This is a genomic window from Streptomyces sp. NPDC021224 (genome assembly GCF_044332905.1).
GTDB lineage: Bacteria > Actinomycetota > Actinomycetes > Streptomycetales > Streptomycetaceae > Actinacidiphila.
Window position 1 is genome coordinate 667,792 of the sequence record NZ_JBIRPW010000001.1, and the last position, 20,768, is coordinate 688,559.

Sequence of the window (20,768 nt, forward strand, 5' to 3'; positions counted from 1 at the left end):
CCGGTCACTCCCTGTGGACAACCCGCCCCCACCGCCCGGCGGCAGACCCCGGTCGTACCGACCCCTACGGGTGGTCAGCCCCGAGGAGTACATGAATCCGCGACCTCGGGGGGACGCCAGGGTGCGCCGCGGACCACTACGGTCGTCCCGTGACTGTGATCTCCACCGAAAGCCTGAGCAAGCGGTACCCGGGCGTGACCGCTCTCGACCGGCTGTCCGTGGCCGTCACCCCCGGCGTGACCGGGCTGGTGGGGGCCAACGGCGCCGGGAAGTCGACGCTGATCAAGATCCTGCTGGGCCTGTCCCCGGCGACCGAGGGCAGGGCCGCCGTGCTCGGGCTCGACGTTGCGAAGGAAGGACCGCAGATCCGCAGCCTGGTCGGCTACATGCCGGAGCACGACTGCCTGCCGCCCGACGTGTCGGCGACCGAGTTCGTCGTGCACATGGCCCGGATGTCGGGGCTGCCGCCGTCCGCCGCGCGCGAGCGCACCGCGGACACGCTGCGTCATGTCGGCCTGTACGAGGAGCGGTACCGCCCGATGGGCGGCTATTCGACGGGCATGAAGCAGCGGGTCAAGCTCGCGCAGGCGCTCGTGCACGACCCAAAGCTGGTGCTGCTCGACGAGCCGACCAACGGCCTGGATCCGTCCGGTCGGGACGAGATGCTCGGCCTGATCCGCCGGGTGCACACCGACTTCGGCATCTCGGTGCTGGTCACCTCCCATCTGCTCGGTGAACTGGAGCGCACCAGCGACCACATCGTCGTCATCGACGGCGGCAAGCTGCTGCGCGCCTCCTCCACCAGTGACTTCACCCAGACCACCGCATCCCTCGCGGTCGAGGTCACCGACCGCGAGGAGGAGCTCCGCGCGCGGCTGACCGACGCGGGCCTGACCACCCAGGCGCAGGGCCACCTGCTGCTGGTCGACATCGCGGACGACGAGACGTACGACATCGTGCGCGACGCGGTCGCCGGACTCGGGGTCGGCCTGGTGCGCATGGAGCAGCGCCGGCACCGGATAGCCGAACTGTTCGTCGACGACGACACCACCCCGGCAGGGGACGACGCCCACAGCACGGAAGGAGACGGCCGTGAAGCAGCCTGACGTCGCCGCACCCGGCGGCACGCCGGCCGCCGCCGCGGATGCCCGCACCACCGGTTCACCGCCCGACGTCATCCACGACATCGGCTACCGCAACTACACCGGGCCGCGTCTCGGCCGCGGCTACGCGCGCACCTCGCTGTTCGTCCAGAGCCTGCGCGGTGCGTACGGCCTCGGCCGCAGCGGCAAGTCCAAGGTGCTGCCGATGATCCTGCTCGGCGTGATGTGCCTGCCCGCGCTGATCATGGTCGCCGTCGCAATCTTCGCCGACGGCACCGACCTGCCGGTCGCGTACACGCGCTACGCCGTGGTGCTCCAGGCGGTCATCACGCTTTTCGTCGCCGCCCAGGCCCCGCAGTCGGTCAGCCGCGACCTGCGCTTCAAGACCACGCCGCTGTACTTCTCCCGCCCCATCGAGCGGGTCGACTACGTGGCGGCCAAGTACGCGGCGCTGGCGGCCGCGCTCTTCCTGCTGACCGCGATCCCGCTCCTCATCCTCTACATCGGCGCGCTGCTGGCGAAGCTGGGCTTCGCCCACCAGACCGCCGGGTTTGCGAAGGGCCTGGTGTCCGTCATATTGCTCTCCCTGCTCTTCGCAGGGATCGGCCTGGTCATCGCGGCGGTCACGCCGCGCCGCGGCTTCGGCGTGGCAGCGGTGATCGCCCTGTTCGTGATCACCTACGCGGCCGTCTCCAGCGTCCAGGGCGTGGCCGGGGCGCAGGAGCACTACGACGTCATCGGCTGGATCGGGCTCTTCTCACCGATCACCCTGATCGACGGCTTCCAGACCTGGTTCCTCGGCGCCCACTCCGCCTTCCCGCAGGCCGCGGGCCCGCCGAACGCGGCGGCAGGCCTCGCCTACCTGCTGGTCCTCGTGGGTGTCATCGCGGGCACCTTCGGGCTGCTGATGCGGCGCTACCGGAAGGTGGGCCTGTCGTGACCACGATCACCATCGACAACGTCTCGCGCTGGTTCGGCAACGTGGTGGCGGTCAACGACGTCACGATGACCATAGGACCGGGCGTGACGGGCCTGTTGGGCCCCAACGGCGCCGGCAAGTCGACGCTCATCAACATGATGGCCGGCTTCCTCGCCCCCTCCAGCGGCGCGGTCATGCTGGACGGCAGCGTCATCTGGCGCAACGAGCAGGCCTACCGGGAGATCGGCATCGTGCCCGAGCGCGAGTCGATGTACGACTTCCTCACCGCCCGCGAGTTCGTCGTGGCCAACGCCGAGCTGCACGGCCTGCCCGATCCCGGCGCCGCCGCCCAGCGGGCGCTGGCCACCGTGGGGATGGAGTACGCGCAGCACCGCCGGATCGAGACGTACAGCAAGGGCATGCGGCAGCGCGCCAAGATGGCGTCCGCGCTCGTCCACGAGCCGTCCGTGCTGCTGCTCGACGAGCCGTTCAACGGCATGGATCCGCGGCAGCGGCTGCACCTCATGGAGCTGCTGCGGCGGATGGGCGCCGACGGGCGCACCGTGCTGTTCTCCTCGCACATCCTGGAGGAGGTCGAGCAGCTCGCCCACCACATCGAGGTCGTGGTGGCCGGCCGCCATGCGGCCTCCGGCGACTTCCGCAAGATCCGCCGGCTGATGACCGACCGACCGCACCGCTACCTCGTGCGGTCCAGCGACGACCGGCGGCTGGCCTCCGTCCTGATCGCGCACGCGTCCACCGCCGCGATCGAGCTGGACCAGCGGGAGAAGGCCCTGCTCATCCAGGCGGTCGACTTCGCCGGCTTCACCGAGTTCCTGCCCCGGATCGCCCGCGACCACGGCATCCGGCTCTTCACGGTCTCGCCGTCCGACGAGTCCCTGGAGAGCGTCTTCTCCTACCTGGTCACGGCGTAAGGAGCGACCGACATGACCGTCACCACCGCCCCGCCCGGCCGCGGCGCCGCGCCGCCGTCACCGGGCCCCCGGTTCTACCATCCGACCGTCGCCCGGCTCACGTACGGCGCGCTGCTCGGCCGCCGCCGCGCCCTGCTGCTCTTCGGCCTGCCGCTGCTGCTGCTGATCATCGCGGCCGCGGTCCGGCTGCTCGGCGGCGCCGACGACTCCACGGCGAACGACGTGCTCCAGGGCTTCGGGCTGAGCGCCATGGTGCCGCTGGTCGGCGTCATCGCCGGCACCGGCGCGATCGGTCCGGAGATCGACGACGGCGCGATCGTCTACCTGCTGGCCAAGCCCGTCAAACGCGGCACGATCGTCCTCACCAAGCTGGTCGTGGCCATCGGCGTCAGCCTCGCCTTCACCGCGATCCCCATGCTGCTCGCCGGATTCATACTCAACGGCAACGGGCAGAACGTGGCCGTCGCGTACGCCGTCGGCTCCGCCGTGGCCTGCGTCGCGTACTCCGCGATCTTCCTGCTGCTGGGCGTGGTGACACGGCACGCGGTGGTCGTCGGCCTGGTCTACGCGCTGGTGTGGGAGGGCACGGTCGGCAACGTGGTGCCGGGCGCCCGCAAGCTCAGCGTGCAGCAGTGGGCGCTGGCGGTCGCGGAGAAGTCCGCGCACGGCGATGTCGTCAGCTCCGACGTGGGCCTCACCGCGAGCGTGGTGCTGCTCGTCCTCGTGACGGTGGCGGCCACCTGGTTCGCGGCCCGCAAGCTGCGCACCCTGAAGCTCTCCGTCGAGGAGTGACCCGGCGCCGCTGACGCACATGTGCGCATGCGCGTCGCCGGGCGGGGGAGCACGGCGCGGTGAAGACTGAGGGCGATGCCCCCGCAGACACCGCAGGCGGCGCGGCCGGCACCTGACCGGATCCGCGCCGCGGCGCTCCGGCTCCGCCGCGTCACCCCGCGCGACGCGCGCCGCTTCGCCGTGCGGTGGGTGCGCTCCTCGCCCGGCACCCACATCTGGCTGGCCACGCTCGCCGTGACCAGCGTGGTCGTGGCGGTCGTCGCCCCGCAGACCCGCTCGGCGCTGCTGCACCACTACAGCACCAACCTCGTCGAACTGCACCGTCACCCGGTCCGCGTACTGATCGGCAGCGCGTTCTGGATCCAGACGCCGTCGGCGTTCGCCTTCTACGGCGTGCTCTTCGTGCTGGTGCACGCCCCCGCCGAACGCTGGCTCGGCACCTGGCGCTGGCTGTTCACCGCCGCCACCGCGCACGTCGGCGCGACGCTCGTCAGCCAGAAGGCGGTCTTCTTCGGGATAAGGGACGACCGGCTGCCGCACTCCCTCGCGCACACCGTGGACATCGGGGTGAGCTACGGCCTGGCCGGGATCGTCGGGGTGCTCGCCTACCGGGTGCCGTTTCCGTGGCGCTGGGGGTATCTCGCCGCGCTGCTCGGCTTCTTCGCCCGGCCGGTGCTCAACGGCGGCACGTACACCGACCTCGGGCACCTCACGGCCTTCCTGCTCGGGCTGTGCTGCCACGCGGCGACCCCGCTGCCGGCGTCCCGCGGCAGGGCGGGGGCGGGAGCGGCAGGATCAGGGGCGGGCGGCGGCGGACCGTTCAGAGCAGCGGGCCGAAGAGCCTTTCCAGGACCGGCACGATCCCGTCCTCGTCGTGGGACGCGGTGACCTCGTCGGCGACCGCCTTCAGCTCCGGATGCGCGTTGGCCATGGCCACGCCGTACCCGGCCCACGCGAACATCGGGATGTCGTTGGGCATGTCCCCGAAGGCGATCGTCTCGGCGGCCGTCACGCCCAGCCGCCGCGCGGCCAGCGACAGCCCGGTCGCCTTGCTCAGGCCCAGGGGCAGCAGCTCGACGATGCCCGCGCCCGCCATGGTCGCGCTCACCATGGTGCCCGCGACCTCCGTGGCCACCTGCGTCAGCTCGTCGTCCGTCAGCTGCGGATGCTGTATGTAGAGCTTGTTGAGCGGCTCGGCCCACAGCTCCTGCGGGCCGGAGATGTGCACGACGGGCAGCTCGGGATTGTGCACGTACCCCGGGCCGACCAGTACCTCGCCGGTGAGCCCGTCTCGGCTCGCGGCCACCGCCAGCGGGCCGGTCTCCGCCTCGATCTTGGCCAGCGCGAGCGCACCGAGCTGCCGGTCCAGCGTGACCGAGGTCAGCAGCCGTCCCGATCCGGCGTCGTAGACCTGCGCGCCCTGGGCGCAGACGGCGAGCCCCTGGTAGTCGAGGTAGTCCAGCACGTGCCGGACCCACGGGACGGCCCGGCCGGTCACCACGATGTGGGCGGCGCCCTTGGCGGCGACCGCCGCGAGCGCGTTCCGCGAACGGGGCGAGACGGTGGCGTCGCTGCGCAGCAGCGTGCCGTCCAGGTCGGTCGCGACCAGCCGGAAGGGCAGCTCCCCCACGGCCGCCGCGGCGGCGGCCCGGTCCGGCGCGCTCACTTGGCGGCGGCCGGCGCGGTGGCGGACACGGTGCCGGCGGGCTCCAGGACCTCGCGCCCGCCCAGGTACGGCCGCAGCACCTGCGGGACGCGCACCGAGCCGTCGGGCTGCTGGTGGTTCTCCAGGAGGGCGACGATCGTGCGCGTCACCGCGCACAGCGTGCCGTTGAGGGTGGCGAGCGGGCGGGTGCCGTTCTCGTCGCGCAGGCGCACGCTCAGCCGCCGGGCCTGGAACTCGTCGGTGTTCGACGTCGACGTCAGCTCGCGGTACTTGCCCTGGGTCGGGATCCACGCCTCGCAGTCGAACTTCCGCGACGCGGACATGCCCAGGTCGCCCGAGGCCAGCTCGACCACCTGGAAGGGCAGCTCCAGCGAGGTCAGCCACTCCTTCTCCCAGGCCAGCAGCCGCTGGTGCTCGGCCTCCGCCTCCTCGGGAGTGGTGAAGACGAACATCTCGACCTTGTCGAACTGGTGCACCCGGAAGATGCCGCGGGTGTCCTTGCCGTACGAGCCGGCCTCGCGCCGGTAGCAGGACGAGAAGCCCGCGTAGCGCAGCGGCAGCCGCCGCGCCTCGATGATCTCGTCCATGTGGTAGGCCGCGAGCGGGACCTCGGAGGTGCCGACCAGGTACAGGTCGTCCTTGTCGAGGTGGTAGACGTCGTCCTCGGCCTGGCCGAGGTAGCCGGTGCCGGCCATGGCGGCGGGCTTGACCAGGTTCGGCGTGAGCATCGGGGTGAAGCCGGCGGCGGTGGCCTGCGCCATGGCCGCGTTGACCAGGGCCAGCTCCAGCAGCGCGCCGATGCCGGTCAGGTAGTAGAAGCGCGAACCGGACACCTTCGCGCCGCGCTCGGTGTCGATGGCGCCGAGCAGCTCGCCCAGCTCCAGGTGGTCGCGCGGGGTGAAGCCCTCGGCGGCGAAGTCGCGCGGGGTGCCGTGCTGCTCGACGACGGCGAAGTCCTCCTCGCCGCCGATCGGGGCGTCGGGGTGGACGATGTTGCCGATCCGGAGCAGCAGCTGCTGGGCCTCCTCGGCGGCTTCGTGCTGCTCGGCGTCGGCGGTCTTGACCGCGGCCGACAGCTCGCCTGCGCGACGCAGCAGCTCGGCCTTCTCGTCGCCCTGCGCCTTGGGGATCAGCTTGCCCAGCTGCTTCTGCTCGGCGCGCAGCTCGTCGAAGCGGGTGCCGGAGGAGCGGCGGCGCTCGTCGGCGGACAGCAGGGAGTCGACGAGCGCGACATCCTCTCCACGGGCACGCTGCGAGGCGCGCACACGGTCGGGGTCGTCACGGAGCAGGCGAAGGTCGATCACGGCTACAGGCTACCGGGGCGGGGCGCGCGGGCGCGACAACTTAGCGGCTTTATGCCCGATATGAGAGCTTCACGACATAAGCGCGGGAAATCCGTAGTAGGGGCGAAAAAATGGCGCGTCAACCATATTGCGGGCGACCTACCGGCAGGTGCATCCGGCTTGTGGAGAACCGGAGTTGATCATCGCTCCCGGGGTGAGTTATCCACAGGCCTGCGGAAGATCTCCGCAACTTGTCCACAGGGTGTGGGGAAGTTCTGTGGAGGAAGACGAGATCATTCCCGGGGCGGGATGATCGGCTATGGATTCCCCGTCGAAACTCGCCCCACACTCACTTTCGAGTGAGAAATACTCCCTCGGACGAGTGGGCCGCGCGAAATGGGCTGACGAGGTGCACCCTGTGCCGCTCTGTGGTGTGCCGGTGTCTGTGTACCGATTTGTCGATGACGTCGGCTTCGCCTGTCGACTTGTCCCCACGTTACCCACAGGCTCGCAGCACCCCCTGTGGATAACTCGCGGGTAGCTGTGCAGAACAGTGCAGAACCTCTGTGCGGGGCCGGTGTGCCGCAGTCGCGGGGCCGACACCGCCCGCCGCGCGGAACCGCTCAGCCGCGGCCGTCGAGCGCGCGGTTCAGCCAGTCCGAGGCCTCGGCGAACTCCGTGTCACCCGTGCCGCGCGCGACGGCCCCGGCCACCTCGTCCGCCCGCGGGTACGACCCGAGGAAGCGCACGTTCAGGCAGCGCCGCCGCAGCCCCATCAGCGTCTCGCCGACCCGCCGGTCGGTCAGGTGCCCCTCGGCGTCGACCGAGAAGCAGTAGCGGCCGAGGCCCTCCCCCGTCGGGCGGGACTCGATCCGCATCAGGTTCACACCGCGGATCGAGAACTCCTGGAGCAGCTCCAGCAGTGCGCCCGGGTGGTCGTCACGCAGCCAGAAGACCGCCGACGTCTTGTCCGCGCCGGTGGGCGCCGCCAGCCGCGCGGGGCGGCCGACGAGCACGAAGCGCGTCGTCGCGTTGGCCGCGTCGGCGATGTCCGTCGCCAGCGGCTCCAGCCCGTACGTCGGCGCGGCGAACTCCCCCGCGAAGGCCCCGTCGAAACGGCCTTCCTGCACCAGCCGCGCGCCGTCCGCGTTGGACGCCGCCGACTCCCACACCGCGTCCGGCAGGTGGTCCGACAGCCACTGCCGCACCTGTGCCTGCGCGGCCGGGTGCCCGGTGACCGTCTTCACCGACGACAGGTCCGTGCCGGGCCGCACCAGCAGCGCGAAGGCGATCGGCAGCAGCACCTCGCGGTAGATCATCAGCGGCTCGCCGAAGGCCAGCTCGTCGAGGGTCGCGGTGATGCCGCCCTCGACGGAGTTCTCGATCGGCACCAGCGCGCCGCCCGCCTCGCCCGCGCGCACCGCGTCCAGCGCGGCCGGCACCGACACCATGGGGACGAGTTCGCGCGTCGCCGCCTCGGGCAGCGACCGCAGCGCGGCCTCCGTGAAGGTGCCCTCGGGACCCAGGTACGTGTAGCGGCTCGCTGACGACATGTACGCAGCCTAACGGCCCGCGCGCACTGCTCCGTACGGGTCACGCACCGTCACGCCGTCCGCGGTATCCTCCGGCGCGCTCATCCCTCCAGCAGCCGCTGACCCACGTATTCCCCGGGTCCCGCGCCGCCCGGCACCGCGAACAAACCGCTCGCCTCGTGCCGCAGGAAGCGCGACAGCCCGTCCGCGCCGTCGAGCTTGCGCTGCACGGGCACGAAGCCCCGCATCGGATCCGCCTGCCAGGCCACGAACAGCAGCCCGGCGTCCGGCGTTCCGTCCGCGCCGATGCCGTCGTGGTACGAGAACGAGCGCCGCAGCATGGCCGCGCCGCCGTTGGACGCGGGGGCCGCGACGCGGATGTGGGCGTCGCCCGGGATCGCGAGGGTGCCGTCCGCGCCGAACCGCGCGAGGTCGACCGGTGTGGTCTCGGTGCCGCCCGACAGCGGTGCCCCGTCCGACTTGCGCCGCCCGATCACCCGCTCCTGGCGCGGCACCGGGAGGTGGTCCCAGTCGTCGAGCAGCATCCTGATCCGCCGCACCACCGCGTACGACCCGCCCGCCATCCACGCCGGCAAGCCGTGCGGCGGCACGAAGACCCGGGCGGCGAAGTCCGCGTCGGAGGGCTTGGGGTTGTTGGTGCCGTCGATCTGGCCCATCAGGTTGCGGCCGGTCATCGGCCGGGCCGTCGCGCCGGGGCTGCGGGTGAAGCCGTTCATCTGCCAGCGCACCACGGCCCGGTCCCGCGCCGCCTTCTCGAGCACCCGCAGCGCGTGGAAGGCCACCAGTGCGTCGTCGGCGCCTATCTGCACCCACACGTCGCCGTCGCTGCGCCCGGCGTCCAGCCGGTCGGCGGGGAAGTGCGGCAGCGGGGCCAGCGCCTCGGGCAGGGCCGAGGCGAGCCCGGTGCGCGCGAAGAAGCCGCGGCCGAAGCCGAAGGTGACGGTCAACGAGGCCGGACCGGCGTCGTCCGCGATCTGGTCGTCGTACGCCGCGGGGGCCGCGGGGCGGTCCTGCCGGGTCATCGTGCGCACCGCGGCCGACCAGCGGCGCATCAGTGCCGCCGCGCCCCGCCGTCCGGCGTCCGGCAGCAGGTCGAAGGCCACCAGGTGGCCGCGGGCCTGCGCGGGCTGCACGATGCCCGCCTGGTGGGCGCCCTCGAAGGGGATGTGCGCGGAGCCGACCGTGCCGAGCGCGACAGGGTCCGTGCGCGCCGCGCCCGCGCCCGCCGCCCCGGCCGCGCCTCCGGCGACCAGCCCGGCGGCGCCCGCGGCCCCCGCGGCGCCGAGGAGGCGGCGCCGGGTCATCGGCGCGGCAGGGTGCCGGGCCGTACGGTCCTCGGCACATACTGCCGGTCCGTCGGCGGGCGGGACGTCTGTGCCGGGCGGGGGCGTCTGGGGGACGTCTGTGCCGGGCGGCGCCGGCTGCCCGTCTGCCGTGGGGCCGTGGGCGGTGTGCGGGGCATGCGCCTCCGGGCGAACGGCGGATCCGCGGTCTTCTGCCGCGGATCCGCCGCCTCCCTTTCCCCCTGCGGGGCCGGTCCTGCCTGTTGTGCTCATCTGTGCTCGCTCTTGCCGTGGCTCGGTGATGCCGGTGCTCAGGAGGTGATCTGCACGGTCCGCGTCACCGTGACCTCGTCGATGTCGGAGGTGCGCACGGTGAGCGCGAGCTGCCAGGCGCCCGCGAGCGGCAGCCGTACGCCGGTCGCGATCCAGTGCCCGGCGGTGAATGCGCCGACCTTCGCCTGGAGCGGGCCCAAGTGCTGCGCGGGCAGCGTGAAGGCGAGCCGTACCTCGGGTGCCTTGATCGGCTTGCCCGCCGGGTCGGTCAGCTCCAGGTGCACCTCGGCGTCCTTCCCCGCGCGCGGCGGGGCGAGGGTGAGGGACGCGGTGCCCTTGCCTCCGGCGCCGCCCGTGTCGAAGGGGATGCTCAGGCTGACCTGCTGCGGCGCGGTGGCGGCCGGGGCGCTCGCGCCGGGGGCGGCCGGTGCCTTGCCGAGGTTCTTCTGCTCCTCCGCGGCCCGGCCTGGCTGGCTGCCGGTGAGGATCGTGGTGACGGTCAGCAGGACGACGGCGATGCCCGCCTCGATCAGCACCGAGCGGCGCAGCGCCACCCGCGCGGGGTCGGCGTCGCGCACCTTGCGCTCACGCGCGGCGGCCCGTACCTCCTGCTGCCTGCGCAGCTGAGCCGCCCGCCGTGGGTCGCCCCCGGCGGCGCCGTCCGGGGCCGGGTCCGCCGAGGAGGAGTCCCCCGTCCCGGCTGCCGCGGAGGCGTTGTCTGTGCCGCCCTGCGGGCCCTGGGCGGGCTCCTGGGGGCCTCCCGTGTCCGTCACGGCCTCCGGCCCGCCCGCCGCGGCCACGACGGCCTGACGGGCCGTCCGGCGCGTTTCCCGCTCCCGCCCGGCCGCGCGCTCCTTCTGCCGCCCGACCTTCGAGCCCCGGCCCGCGGCCGCCGCCGCGGGCACCGCCTCGCCGAGGGACTGCGTCCAGCGGCGCGAGAACCACGCCGTGCCCACGAGGCAGCACACCAGCCCGATCTTGATGAGCAGCAGCCGCCCGTACGAGGTGTCGGTGAAGGCGCGCCAGGTGCCGATCTGCCGCCAGGCCTGGTACGTGCCGGTGCCGACCAGCGCGGTGATCGCGGTCAGCGCGATCGTGGAGAAGCGGCGTACGGCGGCGCGTTCGAGGGCGGCTGCCGCCGAGGGCACGCTGAGCGCGGTGAGCAGGGTGATCAGGCCGCCCAGCCACACCGCCATGGACACCAGGTGGACGACGTCGACCGGCATCGCCACCTTGCGCTGGATGCCGACCGAGGCGTGCTCGGCCATCGCCCAGGTGGCGGCGATGCCCACCGCGACGACGCTGCCGCCGATGCCCAGGCCCCAGGCCAGGTCGGCGCGTTCCTCCGGGTCCTCGCGCTCGGTGAAGCTGCCGAAGAGCACGGCGAGGAAGACCGCGGCGGCGGCGAGCAGCAGCAGCCGGGATACCAGCGCGGCGCCCGGCCGGGTCTCCAGCTGGGTGCGGATCACGTCCAGGTCGAAGGCGTCGCCGAGCCCGGTGCCGTTGGCGTAGGGGCCGCGCAGCATGATCAGCGCGATGGTCGCGGCGACCAGCGCGACCCAGCCGCCGGCCGCGAGCCGCTTCATGGGGCGCAGTTTGGCGCCCTGCGGCCAGCACACCGACAGGAAGACGCAGCCGCCGACCAGCAGGGCGAAGCCGCCGTACGCGACGTAGCGGGCGACGCCGTAGAGCGTGCCCGCGGCGCCGCCGCCCACCGCGGCCTCCGCCGACACGTCGACGGTCGTCCGGGAGGGCGCGCCCACCGAGAAGGTGAAGGCGCCCGCGACCGGGTGGCTGTCCTGCGAGACGGCCTTCCACGCCACGGTGTACGTGCCGTTGCCGAGCCCGGTGCGCAGTCCGACGGTGGCCGTGGACCCGGAGTCCTTGCCGTCGGCGTGCGCGGGGGTGCCGACGGCGACGTTCACGCCCTGCGGGTCCAGGACACGCAGCGAGTCGGCGGACAGGAGCACGCCCTCGGAGAAGGTGAGCACCACCCGCTGCGGCGCGGTCTGCACGACCGAGCCGTCGGCGGGGTCGGTGCGCAGCAGCGCCGCGTGCGCGGACGCGGGCGTGGCGGTGCCGAGCAGCACGGCGACGAGTGCGCCCAGCGTGGCGAGCACCGCCGCCGCGGCACGGCGCGGCATGGTCCGCCGCTCGTGCCGCCGTGCGGGAAGCCGTCTGTTCATCGGTGGATCAGCCCCTCGGGTCGTACGCCGTCGGCCGTACGGGCACGGTGACCGTGACCGTGGCGGGCGAGGCGTGGGTGAAGTGGAGTCGCAGGGTGATCTGCTCGCCCACCGAGGGTTTGTGGGTGAGCCCTTCGAGCATCATGTGGGCACCGCCGGTGCCCAGGGTGAGTCTGCCGCCCGCGGGCACGGTGAGTGCGCTCACCTGGCGCATGGTGGTGCCGGTGGTGGTGTGCAGGGTGACGTGCGCGGCGAGCGGCGTGGTCACCGACGTCAGCTCGGCGTCGGTGCCGCCGGTGTTGGACACCGTCACATAGGCGGCGGCCTCGTCGGTGAGCAGCGGCTGGGGAATGTACCCGCCGCTCACCTCGAGCCGTGCGCCGCCGGAGCCCTTGCCCGTGTCCGGCCGGTGCCCGGCCAGGCCCGCCGCCGCACCCGTTGCCGCGGCCACTGCCACGACTCCGCCTATTGCGCCCAGAAGTGCCCGCCGCCGCTTCACGGCGCCTCGCTCCTGATGAGCTTGGGCAGGTCGTGGGCGAACTGGGCGGCGGTGGTGCCGGACATGTACAGCACGTGGGCCTTGTCGTCCTTCGGCCAGAAAGCCAGCACCTCTGCGCCGTGGGTGACCGTGATGCTGCCGTCCTTCTCCTTCACCGGCGGCGCGATGCCGACCCCGACCGACCGGGCGGCGTTCTCGATCGTGGTGAAGTCGCCGGTCAGGCCGATGAAGCTCTTGTCCATCGCGCCCAGCCACTCGGTCAGCCGGGCCGGGGTGTCGCGGTCGGGGTCGGTGGAGACGAACACGACCCGCAGCTTGGCCTGGTCGGCCGCGGGCAGCTTCGCCTTGGCCAGGGCGATGTCGCTCATGGTCGTCGGGCAGACGTCGGGGCAGTGCGTGTAGCCGAAGAAGAGCAGCACGGGGTGCCCGGCGGTCTGCTTGACGAGGTCGAACGGCTTGCCCTGGTTGTCGGTCAGGTGCAGCTGCGGCTTGGTGAAGGGTGTGTCGAGCAGCGTGCCGGGCTGGCTCGCCTCCGTGGACACGTCGGCGGCGGGGCGGGAGTCCTGGCCGGAGGAGCCGGAGCTCCCGGAGCCTCCGCAGCCGCCGAGCAGGAGGGCACAGGCGGCGGCGAGGGCGACGGAGGCGGTTTTGACGGTGGTACGCATGGATGGTCCCCAGGGTGCGATGGCGAAGGCCGGGCGGCCGCGGAGCCGCGGTGTGCGGGCGCGGCCGCCCGGCGTCTTGCGGGTGCGTCAGTCGGTGGCCGTGCTGCTGCCGGAGCCTGCCGCCGCGGCGGCACGGCGCCGTCCGGCGAGGACGCCGAAGCCGACTCCGGCGGCGCCGACGACGATGCCGGCGATGCCGAGGGCCCGCGCGGTGTCGTCGCTGTCACTGCCGGACGCGGCGGCCTGCGGTGCGGAGGTGCCCGAGCCGCTGTCGGCGGCGGGGGCGGGCGCCGGGGTGCCGGTGGCGGCCCCGGCGTCGTCGGAGGCGGCCGCGGTCAGCTTCAGGGTCGGCGCCGGGTTCTGCGGCTCGGCCTGGCCCGCCTGCGGGACCTCGATCCAGCGGACGACGTCGTCGTTGTCGTAGGTCTGGAGCGTCTTGAACGACAGCGCGTCGGTGTCGGAGGGCAGCGGTCCGAAGGAGACCGGGAACTGCTGGAACTGCCCGGGTGCGATCTTCCCGCCGGACCAGGTGATCTTGGTGACGGCCTGGTCGATGGTGCCGTCGTCGGTCTTGATCGGCGTCGTGAGCTTCGACTTGGTCACCTGCGCGGTCCAGCCCGGCACCGGCTGGAGGGACACCGAGGCGATCGGGTGGTCGGTGGGCAGGTTGACCTCGATCTTCACGGTCGAGGCGGTGTCCTGCTCGTTGGGCACCTTGAAGGCGACGGTGGTGTAGCCGCCCTTCGCGGCGGACGTCGGCTGCACGGTGACATGGGCGAAGGCCGGCACCGCGGCCAGTACGACGGTCGCGCCGGCGATCGCGGCGACGGTTGCGGCACGGCCGCGCAGGCGGGACATGCGGGAAGTGCTCATGACAGGGCTTCTCCACGGTGAGGGATGCTGCGGACGGAAGGCTGTACGGGGCGGGCCGGGCAGCCGGCAACGGCCGCGGGACGCACGGGCGTACGGGGCCGGGCGCCGCGGCCGTGGGCGGCGGGCGGCGGATACGGGCGTACGCGGGTGCGCCGCCGGTGTGCTGCTGCGGCGGCCGCGGCGGGGCGGACCGCGCGCCGCCCGCCCGCCACCCGGCCGCACCTCCCGACGGCAGCCGGGGCCGTCCGCGCCGTCACCGCCGGGTCACGGCACCTGAGGCACCGGAAGGTCCGGTGGCATCGGAATGCCGGAAACGGGAGGAACGCGGATGAGCCCGGACAAACCGGGTGAGTGTGGGCGGGTGGAGCCGACGCCGCGTCAGGCCGACAGGACCACCGGTGGCCCGCGCCGGGCCAGCGAGTGCCGCAGCAGCACCGTGCGCCAGGCGGCGTCCGGTGTCCTCCCGGCGTGCGGCGGGCCGTGCCGCGGGGCGCCCGCCGGGCAGCCGGTGAGCGCGGCCAGCAGCGCGTAGGCACGGCGTACGGCGGCGGGGCTGAAGCCGGTGAGCTCCGCCACGCCGCGCGCCGAGAGCCTGACCAGCCGCCAGAGCGCGGCCTCGCCGCTCCGCAGCAGCCAGCCCGCCACCAGTGCGGCCAGCAGGTGCGCGAGCAGCATCGGCAGCGAGCACAGCGGCAGCGCGGCCAGTACCGAGCGCGCGGTGAGACCGGCCTGCGGCGTCATCCCCGGCATGCCCGCGTGCGGGCCGAGGCCCGCGGCGGACACGATCTGCTGCGCGCTCTGCGGGGTCAGCGCCGTCGCGTGGGTGCCGCACACCAGCCGGGCGGCCACGGTCAGCAGTCCGCCGCCACCGCCACTCGAAGGAGTGAGTCCCGGCGTGGCGCACATCTGACCCGCGCCGAAGACCATGTGCAAGGTGAGCTGTCCGGCAGCCAGGCTCGCGGTGATGCCCGGCAGCGTCCGCTCCCGGCCCGCCAGCGGCGCCACGACGGCGACGACCCCGAGCCACCCCAGCGCCAGCGACCAGGCCGGCACCGCGGTGCCGGAGGCCAGTGTGTGCCCGGCGGCGGCCAGCACGACGCAGACCGCGGCGAAGAGCGCGGCCCTCAGCAGTCGCATGCCGGCGCCTGCGCGCACAGCGGCGGGGGTAGCCATGACGGCCGTCATCTTCTCACCACGGGCCCCATCCGTGAACAAGGGGGTGCCCGGCTCGCGGGGGTGTGTCCGGTGGCCTTTTACACCCGTATGCCGGGTGCGGGCATCCGCCGAATGAGCGGTGTCACGTCAACACCGCGCTTACGGGGCGCCCTTCGCGGCAATACGTAGTCGTATGTCGAGCCGCAGCCAGGAGGCTGAGCATGAGCATCTGGTGGTCACTCCATTTGCGGCGCGAGGCTGCGAGCGTCCCGCTCGCCCGGAAGCTCCTGATGGGGACGATGGAGACCGCCGGGGTCGATCCCGACATCTCCTTCGACCTGTCGGTGGCGCTGTCCGAGGCGTGCGCGAACGCCGTTGAGCATGCCGGAGAGGCGACCGGCTACTGCGTCACCGCCCACATCGACGGTGACTGCTGCCGGATCGAAGTCGCCGACTCCGGGCCCACGACCTCCCGCGACCGCACTACCGTTTTCGAGCACTCACCCGACCTCGACCGAAAACCCGACTGGATCCTGCACCCCACCCGCACGCTGCCGCACCGCGGGCAGTACGCCGAGCACGGGCGCGGGCTCATCCTGATCGAGGCCCTGGTCGACCATGTGCGCTTCCACGACCGGCCCGGGGTGGGCACGGCCGTGTCCTTCGACAAGATCCTCAAATGGCGCGACGACGCCCTCCTCAGGGCGTCCTGACACGCTGAGGAGGGCGACCGTGGGACGTGTCCGGCGGGGCTCCGCGGCGGAGCCCCGCACGGCCCGCTAGCCGCGCAGTGCGGCCATCCAGGACTCGACCTCGGCCGAGGCGCGGGGCAGGGCCGCGGACAGATTGCGGTTGCCCTCCGCGGTGACCAGGATGTCGTCCTCGATGCGTACGCCGATGCCGCGGTACTCCTCCGGCACGCTCAGGTCGTCCGCCTGGAAGTACAGGCCGGGCTCCACGGTGAGCACCATGCCGGGCTCCAGCGTGCAGTCGACGTACGCCTCGGTGCGCGCGTGCGCGCAGTCGTGGACGTCGATGCCGAGCATGTGGCCGGTGCCGTGCAGCGTCCAGCGGCGCTGCAGGCCCAGTTCGAGCACCCGCTCGACGGTGCCCTCCAGCAGGCCCCACGCGACCAGGTGCTCGGCGAGCACGCGCTGGGCGGCGTCGTGGAAGTCGCGGTAGGCGGCACCCGGCTTGACGGCCGCGATGCCCGCCTCCTGCGCCTCGTACACCGCGTCGTAGATCTTCCGCTGGAGCGGCGTGAAGCTGCCGTTGACCGGGAGCGTACGGGTCACGTCCGCGGTGTAGAGGTGGCGGGTCTCGACGCCGGCGTCCAGCAGCAGCAGGTCGCCGGAGCGCACCGGGCCGTCGTTGCGCACCCAGTGCAGCGTGGTGGCGTGCGGGCCGGAGGCGCAGATGGAGCCGTATCCCACGTCGTTGCCCTCGACGCGGGCGCGCAGGAAGAAGGTGCCCTCGATCCAGCGCTCCGACGTCGCCTCGGCCTTGTCGAGCACCTTGACGACGTCCTCGAAGCCGCGCGCGGTCGAGGCGCAGGCCTGCTCCAGCTCGGCGATCTCGAAGTCGTCCTTGACCAGGCGCAGCTCGGACAGGAAGACGGTCAGCTCGGTGTCCCGCTCGGCGGTGACCTTGTCGGCCAGCGCGGCCTCGACGCCCGCGTCGTGGCCGCGCACGACCCGGACCGGACCGGTGGCCTCGCGCAGCACGTCGGCGACGGTGCGCACGTCACGGCAGGGCAGGCCGAGCAGCTGCTCGCCCTCGGCCAGGCTGTTGCGGCGGCCGACCCACAGCTCGCCCTGGCCGTGCAGCCAGAACTCGCCGTTCTCCCGGTCGGAGCGCGGCAGCAGATACGCGGTGGCCTCGTGGCCGCCCTCCGCCAGCGGCTCCAGCACCAGGACGGCGTCCTCCGTCTGGTCGCCGGTGAGGTGGGCGTACTCGGTCGCGGCGCGGAAGGGGTAGTCCGTGTCGTTGGAGCGGCGGCGCAGATTGCCGGCCGGCACCACGATGCGCTCGCCGGGGAAGCGTGCCGACAGCGCGGCGCGCCGCGCGGCGGTCTGCCGGGCCTGCGGGATCGGCTCCAGGCCGCGCCGCTCGGTGTCCGCCCAGCCGGACTTCATGACGGCCGCCAGCTCGTCCGACACCGCCGGATACAGCCCGTTCTTGCGCTGCTTGACCGGCTTGTCCGCGGCCGCCTCGGGCTCCTGCGCCCCGGCGATCTCCTGCTCTTCCCCGTTCGTGCCCCGCTGCCCGTCGGCCTCCGTCACGTCCCTGCCTCCTCAAGATGAACCTTTCGTCCATCGTAGGCGGGGGGTGTGTCAGTCGAAACGGGCCACCATCAGCACCAGGTCCTCGGTGCCCGCGGTGCGGTCCAGGCCGCCGGGCAGCACGGCCCGCAGCAGGTGGTCGGCCAGCCGCCCGGGATCCTCCCGTACGGCGTCGGTCGCGCTGCGGGCGGCCGCGTGGACGCGGGCGACGGCCCGGTCGGCGCTGTCGCCGGTGCGGTGCAGCAGCCCGTCGGTGAAGAGCACCAGGCTCTCGCCGGGCCGCACCCGCAGCTCGACACTGGGCGCCTCCCAGCAGCTGAGCATGTTCAGCGGCGCCGACAGCGACGTCTCGACGAATTCGCAGCGGTGGTCGCCGACCAGCAGCGGCGGGCAGTGCCCGGCGCCCGCCAGCGTCACCCGGCGGCTCCCCGCGGACTGCGGGGCTCCCACGTGGCCGAAGAGCGCGGTCGCCGAACGGGCCGGTTCGGTCAGTCGCAGCAGCAGCTCCAGGTCGGAGAGCACCGCGACCGGGTCCTCGCCCTCCATCACCGCGTACGCCCGCAGCGACGCCCGCAGCCGGTCGCGCGCCGCCACCGCGCCGGGACCCGCACCCGTGACGCCGCCCACCGCCAGCCCCAGCGCGCCCTCGGGCAGCGGCAGGGCGTCGTACCAGTCGCCGCCGCCGCGCGGCCCGCACTGGTGCCGTACGGCCATGCGCACGCCGGGGACGCGCGGCAGCCGGGCCGGCAGCATCTCGGCGGACAGGGCGGCGGCGTCCCGCCGGGCGCGCTCCAGGTCCAGACCGCGGGCGAGGTGCTCGGCGGCGTAGCGCAGATACATGCCCGCCAGCCGGCGCTGCCGCACGGTCGGCGCGGCGGGCTCGTCGTAGAACCACACGACCGCGCCGAGGCGCCGCCGGGGCGGCATCGCGGGGGAGAGGACGGCGCCGCCCGCGGACGGAGCGGGCCCGGTTGTGGAGAAGTCGGGGAAGTCCTCGGCGGCGCGGTCGCCCGGGAAGGGGCCGGAGCCGGGCGCAGACGTGACGGGCTCCCGGTCGGCGGCGGAACAGGTGACGCCGTTTGTGGAGGAAGTGGCTGAATCAGGTGTGGATACGGTGCCGTCCTCCGGCCCCGCGGCGAGGCGGTCCGCGGCCAGCGCGAGCCCGTAGGCGGCTGCCACGCCGAGCTGCGCCGCCACCTCGTGGTGCCGCCCGTGCGCGCCCGTGCCCGGCCGCAGGTCGGGGTGCGCGGCCTCGTCGGCGCCGGGGGGCACCGCGCCGAAGCCGACGGTCTCCAGGGCGCCCAGGTCGGCGTGCCCGAGGCCGTGGCCGACGGTGGTGTCCGGGCCCAGGCCGTCGGCGGGCGCCAGGGTGACGAGGCCGCGCCGGGCGCCGACCAGGGCGTCCCCGGCCAGCACGACCTCGCGCAGCGCGTCGTCCAGCAGGGCCGTTCGGGCGAGTCTTCCGGTCAGTTCATGGAGCAGCGACAGGTCGCAGGCCCAGGACGCCAGCCCGTCCTGAAGGGCGGGAGCGCCTCCGGAAGCGTTGCGTCCCGGCAGGCCGGGGGCGGATTCCGCGGCGGGCGCGGACGCCGCGGCCGGGACCGCGGGCACCGCGGAGGACGCCGTGACAGGCGCGGTCGCCACGCCGGCGGGCGAAGCCGCGGTGGTGACAGGCGTGTTGGGAGTATGCGCCGCGGCGGGTCGCCGTGGCTCGCTTCCGGCCACTTTTCTGACCCGGGAGGGGTTCACCGCCCGCGACTTCCGGGCAGAGAACGGAGGGTGGGGCAATCCGAGCTTTTTGCCCGCGCAAGGCGGAGCACTCGCATGATTAGCATCGCAAACCCCCATGTGTGCTGCGCCGCTGCCGAGGACCCCACTTCTACACGGGCGATCGTGGGCATGTCCAGGATTGTCCCGATACCGGGAATGGTGTCGGGTCCCTTGCGTCCGCCGTGCCCGACGGCATACGTTGGCCGAAAAGAACCACCCCCGCCGTATGCGCGCTGTCGACTGATCCAAGCCAACAGCGCGTCATATTGCGGGCGATGGGTAGGAACCCGAAGTCTGGCTCAAGCGTCGTAAGTACGTAATCAGTTGACGGCCGACCCAACCCGAGTGGCAGGGGTGCTGGGCCCGAAGTGAGCCACGAACGAGTGGGTCACGATCAGGGCACCGCGAAGTGCCAAGCGCCGTAATCGCGCTAACCTCCGCCACGTTCCACGCTCGGCTGGCGGCGGCGTGTTGCGCTGCCTCGCAAGCGGTGTGCTCGACAAGTTACGTTGTGTAATGGGCAGATCCCTGGGCGTTAACGGAAAGGAACGAGCGCTGATGCGCGAGATCCTCGGAAGGCGACGCAAGCTCTCACTGCAGCGGAAGGAGCGGACCGCGTTGCTCAACGCGGCGCTCACTTACGCCGAACAGTGGCAATGGCGAGTCGTGCCCGGCGTCGGGTACGACCGGCGCGGAAGCTGGCGCGCGGCAGGTGCGCAGCCGTGCGCCTGTGCCCGCCCCAACTGCCCCGTACCCGGGGCCCATCCGCTCGACCCCGGACTCCTGGCCGCGACCCGCGACCCGCGCATGGTGCGCTACTGGTGGACCAGCAGGCCCGACGCACCCGTCGTCGTCGCCACCGGCGACCGCGTCTCGGCGGCGAGCCTGCCCGCCGTGGCCGGTGCGCGCGCCCTGGAGGCGCTGGAGGCCATGGGCGTACGGCTGGGGCCCGTCGTTGCCACCCCGACGCGGTATCAGCTGCTGGTCGCCCCCTACTCGCTCGCCGACCTCGGCGAGATCCTCGACAGTCATGAATGGGTCCCCACGTCCCTGCGTTACCACGGCGACGGCGGCTACGTGGGACTCCCGCCGTCGAGCAGCAGTGCCGGCCAACTGCGGTGGGTGCGCCCGCCGCAGCCCGACGAGCGCACGGGCGGGCAGCCGTGGCTGCCGCAGATCGGCACCCTGATCGACGCCCTGGTGCGGGCGGGACGCAGCATGCCGGGCAGCGACCGGCTGACCTACTGACGCCTGGACACCCTGACGCCCCGGCTGCACGCCGGGCAGGGCTGACAGGCACTCGGAGCACACCGGTGCCCGTGGGACGGTGCCGGACGGAGCCGTTCGAGCCGTATGCCCCGGCATATTGCCGCGGCGTACGGCTCCGCGCGCGCCACGGGACGGTGGCGGCGCCATGACACACCGGTCGCGTCGGCGGCAACAGGCCGCTGCCGCAGCCGCTTTGCCCGTTCCCGCGTGTTCCCGCGTGTCCGCGCAGGTTCGCGCGCGCTGTCGTACGTCCTTACGCGCT

At 73.3% G+C, this 20,768-nt stretch carries 18 protein-coding genes; 7 read left to right on the forward strand and 11 right to left on the reverse strand.

Translation table 11 applies throughout. The annotated features are described in order from the left end of the window. Positions 1–149 precede the first annotated feature (149 nt). The 5 genes from ACH4PY_RS02930 to ACH4PY_RS02950 all read left to right on the forward strand — a co-directional run bounded on the left by ACH4PY_RS02930 (position 150) and on the right by ACH4PY_RS02950 (position 4,637). A complete protein-coding gene (locus ACH4PY_RS02930) occupies positions 150–1,106 on the forward strand; it encodes an ABC transporter ATP-binding protein (RefSeq protein WP_398175227.1) in 957 nt (318 codons plus the stop codon). Beyond that, a complete protein-coding gene (locus ACH4PY_RS02935; protein WP_398175229.1) occupies positions 1,093–2,043 on the forward strand; it encodes an ABC-2 transporter permease in 951 nt (316 codons plus the stop codon). The genes ACH4PY_RS02930 and ACH4PY_RS02935 overlap by 14 nt, the downstream gene beginning before the upstream one ends. Beyond that, complete coding sequence (locus ACH4PY_RS02940; protein ID WP_398175231.1) at positions 2,040–2,957, forward strand: ABC transporter ATP-binding protein; 918 nt, start codon at positions 2,040–2,042, stop codon at positions 2,955–2,957. Before ACH4PY_RS02935 ends, ACH4PY_RS02940 begins: the two co-directional genes overlap by 4 nt. A 12-nt stretch (positions 2,958–2,969) precedes the next feature. Then, positions 2,970–3,749: an ABC transporter permease gene (locus tag ACH4PY_RS02945; RefSeq protein ID WP_398175234.1), complete on the forward strand. Its 780-nt coding sequence runs from the start codon at positions 2,970–2,972 to the stop codon at positions 3,747–3,749. Between the two features lie 75 nt (positions 3,750–3,824). Beyond that, positions 3,825–4,637, forward strand: a complete 813-nt coding sequence (locus tag ACH4PY_RS02950) for a rhomboid-like protein (RefSeq protein WP_398175236.1) — start codon at positions 3,825–3,827, stop codon at positions 4,635–4,637. Here the strand turns inward: ACH4PY_RS02950 and ACH4PY_RS02955 are convergent. The 9 genes from ACH4PY_RS02955 to ACH4PY_RS02995 all read right to left on the reverse strand — a co-directional run bounded on the left by ACH4PY_RS02955 (position 4,570) and on the right by ACH4PY_RS02995 (position 15,167). Next, positions 4,570–5,415 carry an HAD family hydrolase gene (locus ACH4PY_RS02955; protein ID WP_398175238.1) on the reverse strand — a complete coding sequence of 282 codons (846 nt, stop codon included), beginning with the start codon at positions 5,413–5,415 and terminating at the stop codon, positions 4,570–4,572. The genes ACH4PY_RS02950 and ACH4PY_RS02955 overlap by 68 nt on opposite strands. Further along, the gene (gene serS, locus ACH4PY_RS02960) at positions 5,412–6,719 is read right to left on the reverse strand and encodes a serine--tRNA ligase (RefSeq protein WP_398175240.1); all 1,308 of its coding nucleotides are present in this window, start codon (positions 6,717–6,719) and stop codon (positions 5,412–5,414) included. Before serS ends, ACH4PY_RS02955 begins: the two co-directional genes overlap by 4 nt. Before the next feature lie 602 nt (positions 6,720–7,321). Continuing rightward, a complete protein-coding gene (pheA, locus tag ACH4PY_RS02965; RefSeq protein ID WP_398175242.1) occupies positions 7,322–8,251 on the reverse strand; it encodes a prephenate dehydratase in 930 nt (309 codons plus the stop codon). 80 nt (positions 8,252–8,331) lie between these two features. Continuing rightward, on the reverse strand, positions 8,332–9,555 hold the full coding sequence (efeB, locus tag ACH4PY_RS02970) for an iron uptake transporter deferrochelatase/peroxidase subunit (protein ID WP_398175244.1): 1,224 nt from the start codon (positions 9,553–9,555) through the stop codon (positions 8,332–8,334). Positions 9,556–9,845: 290 nt separating this feature from the next. Then, positions 9,846–11,993, reverse strand: a complete 2,148-nt coding sequence (locus ACH4PY_RS02975) for a copper resistance CopC/CopD family protein (RefSeq protein ID WP_398175246.1) — start codon at positions 11,991–11,993, stop codon at positions 9,846–9,848. A gap of 7 nt (positions 11,994–12,000) precedes the next feature. Then, the gene (locus ACH4PY_RS02980) at positions 12,001–12,444 is read right to left on the reverse strand and encodes a copper chaperone PCu(A)C (RefSeq protein WP_398175248.1); all 444 of its coding nucleotides are present in this window, start codon (positions 12,442–12,444) and stop codon (positions 12,001–12,003) included. A 44-nt stretch (positions 12,445–12,488) separates the two neighbouring features. Further along, entirely contained in the window at positions 12,489–13,157 is a 669-nt protein-coding gene (locus ACH4PY_RS02985) for an SCO family protein (RefSeq protein WP_398175250.1), read from the reverse strand. An 87-nt stretch (positions 13,158–13,244) separates the two neighbouring features. Then, a complete protein-coding gene (locus tag ACH4PY_RS02990) occupies positions 13,245–14,030 on the reverse strand; it encodes a YcnI family protein (protein ID WP_398175252.1) in 786 nt (261 codons plus the stop codon). A 378-nt stretch (positions 14,031–14,408) separates the two neighbouring features. Continuing rightward, positions 14,409–15,167 (reverse strand): hypothetical protein, encoded by a 759-nt coding sequence (locus ACH4PY_RS02995; RefSeq protein ID WP_398175254.1) that lies wholly within the window; start codon positions 15,165–15,167, stop codon positions 14,409–14,411. A 239-nt stretch (positions 15,168–15,406) separates the two neighbouring features. On the opposite strand from ACH4PY_RS02995, the gene ACH4PY_RS03000 reads away from it, so the two are divergent. Next, the gene (locus tag ACH4PY_RS03000) at positions 15,407–15,898 is read left to right on the forward strand and encodes an ATP-binding protein (protein ID WP_398175256.1); all 492 of its coding nucleotides are present in this window, start codon (positions 15,407–15,409) and stop codon (positions 15,896–15,898) included. A gap of 66 nt (positions 15,899–15,964) precedes the next feature. Here ACH4PY_RS03000 and ACH4PY_RS03005 read toward each other — a convergent pair whose 3' ends face one another. Together ACH4PY_RS03005 and ACH4PY_RS03010 are read right to left on the reverse strand one after the other, a co-directional pair. After that, the gene (locus tag ACH4PY_RS03005) at positions 15,965–17,419 is read right to left on the reverse strand and encodes an aminopeptidase P family protein (protein ID WP_398176052.1); all 1,455 of its coding nucleotides are present in this window, start codon (positions 17,417–17,419) and stop codon (positions 15,965–15,967) included. A 99-nt stretch (positions 17,420–17,518) separates the two neighbouring features. Beyond that, positions 17,519–19,111: a PP2C family protein-serine/threonine phosphatase gene (locus ACH4PY_RS03010; RefSeq protein WP_398175258.1), complete on the reverse strand. Its 1,593-nt coding sequence runs from the start codon at positions 19,109–19,111 to the stop codon at positions 17,519–17,521. Between the two features lie 684 nt (positions 19,112–19,795). Here ACH4PY_RS03010 and ACH4PY_RS03015 point away from each other — a divergent pair. Further along, positions 19,796–20,485: a bifunctional DNA primase/polymerase gene (locus ACH4PY_RS03015; RefSeq protein WP_398175260.1), complete on the forward strand. Its 690-nt coding sequence runs from the start codon at positions 19,796–19,798 to the stop codon at positions 20,483–20,485. The last annotated feature ends 283 nt before the right edge of the window (positions 20,486–20,768 follow it).

What these genes read in the sequence shown, in the direction of transcription:
- ACH4PY_RS02950 (WP_398175236.1), top strand. Translation starts at nt 3,825, where the DNA reads ATGCCCCCGCAGACACCGCAGGCGGCGCGGCCGGCACCTGACCGGATC.
- ACH4PY_RS03000 (WP_398175256.1), top strand. Translation starts at nt 15,407, where the DNA reads ATGAGCATCTGGTGGTCACTCCATTTGCGGCGCGAGGCTGCGAGCGTC.
- ACH4PY_RS02990 (WP_398175252.1), bottom strand. Translation starts at nt 14,030, where the DNA reads ATGAGCACTTCCCGCATGTCCCGCCTGCGCGGCCGTGCCGCAACCGTC.
- ACH4PY_RS02995 (WP_398175254.1), bottom strand. Translation starts at nt 15,167, where the DNA reads ATGCGACTGCTGAGGGCCGCGCTCTTCGCCGCGGTCTGCGTCGTGCTG.
- pheA (WP_398175242.1), bottom strand. Translation starts at nt 8,251, where the DNA reads ATGTCGTCAGCGAGCCGCTACACGTACCTGGGTCCCGAGGGCACCTTC.
- ACH4PY_RS03015 (WP_398175260.1), top strand. Translation starts at nt 19,796, where the DNA reads ATGCGCGAGATCCTCGGAAGGCGACGCAAGCTCTCACTGCAGCGGAAG.
- ACH4PY_RS02975 (WP_398175246.1), bottom strand. Translation starts at nt 11,993, where the DNA reads ATGAACAGACGGCTTCCCGCACGGCGGCACGAGCGGCGGACCATGCCG.
- efeB (WP_398175244.1), bottom strand. Translation starts at nt 9,555, where the DNA reads ATGACCCGGCGCCGCCTCCTCGGCGCCGCGGGGGCCGCGGGCGCCGCC.
- ACH4PY_RS02985 (WP_398175250.1), bottom strand. Translation starts at nt 13,157, where the DNA reads ATGCGTACCACCGTCAAAACCGCCTCCGTCGCCCTCGCCGCCGCCTGT.
- ACH4PY_RS02945 (WP_398175234.1), top strand. Translation starts at nt 2,970, where the DNA reads ATGACCGTCACCACCGCCCCGCCCGGCCGCGGCGCCGCGCCGCCGTCA.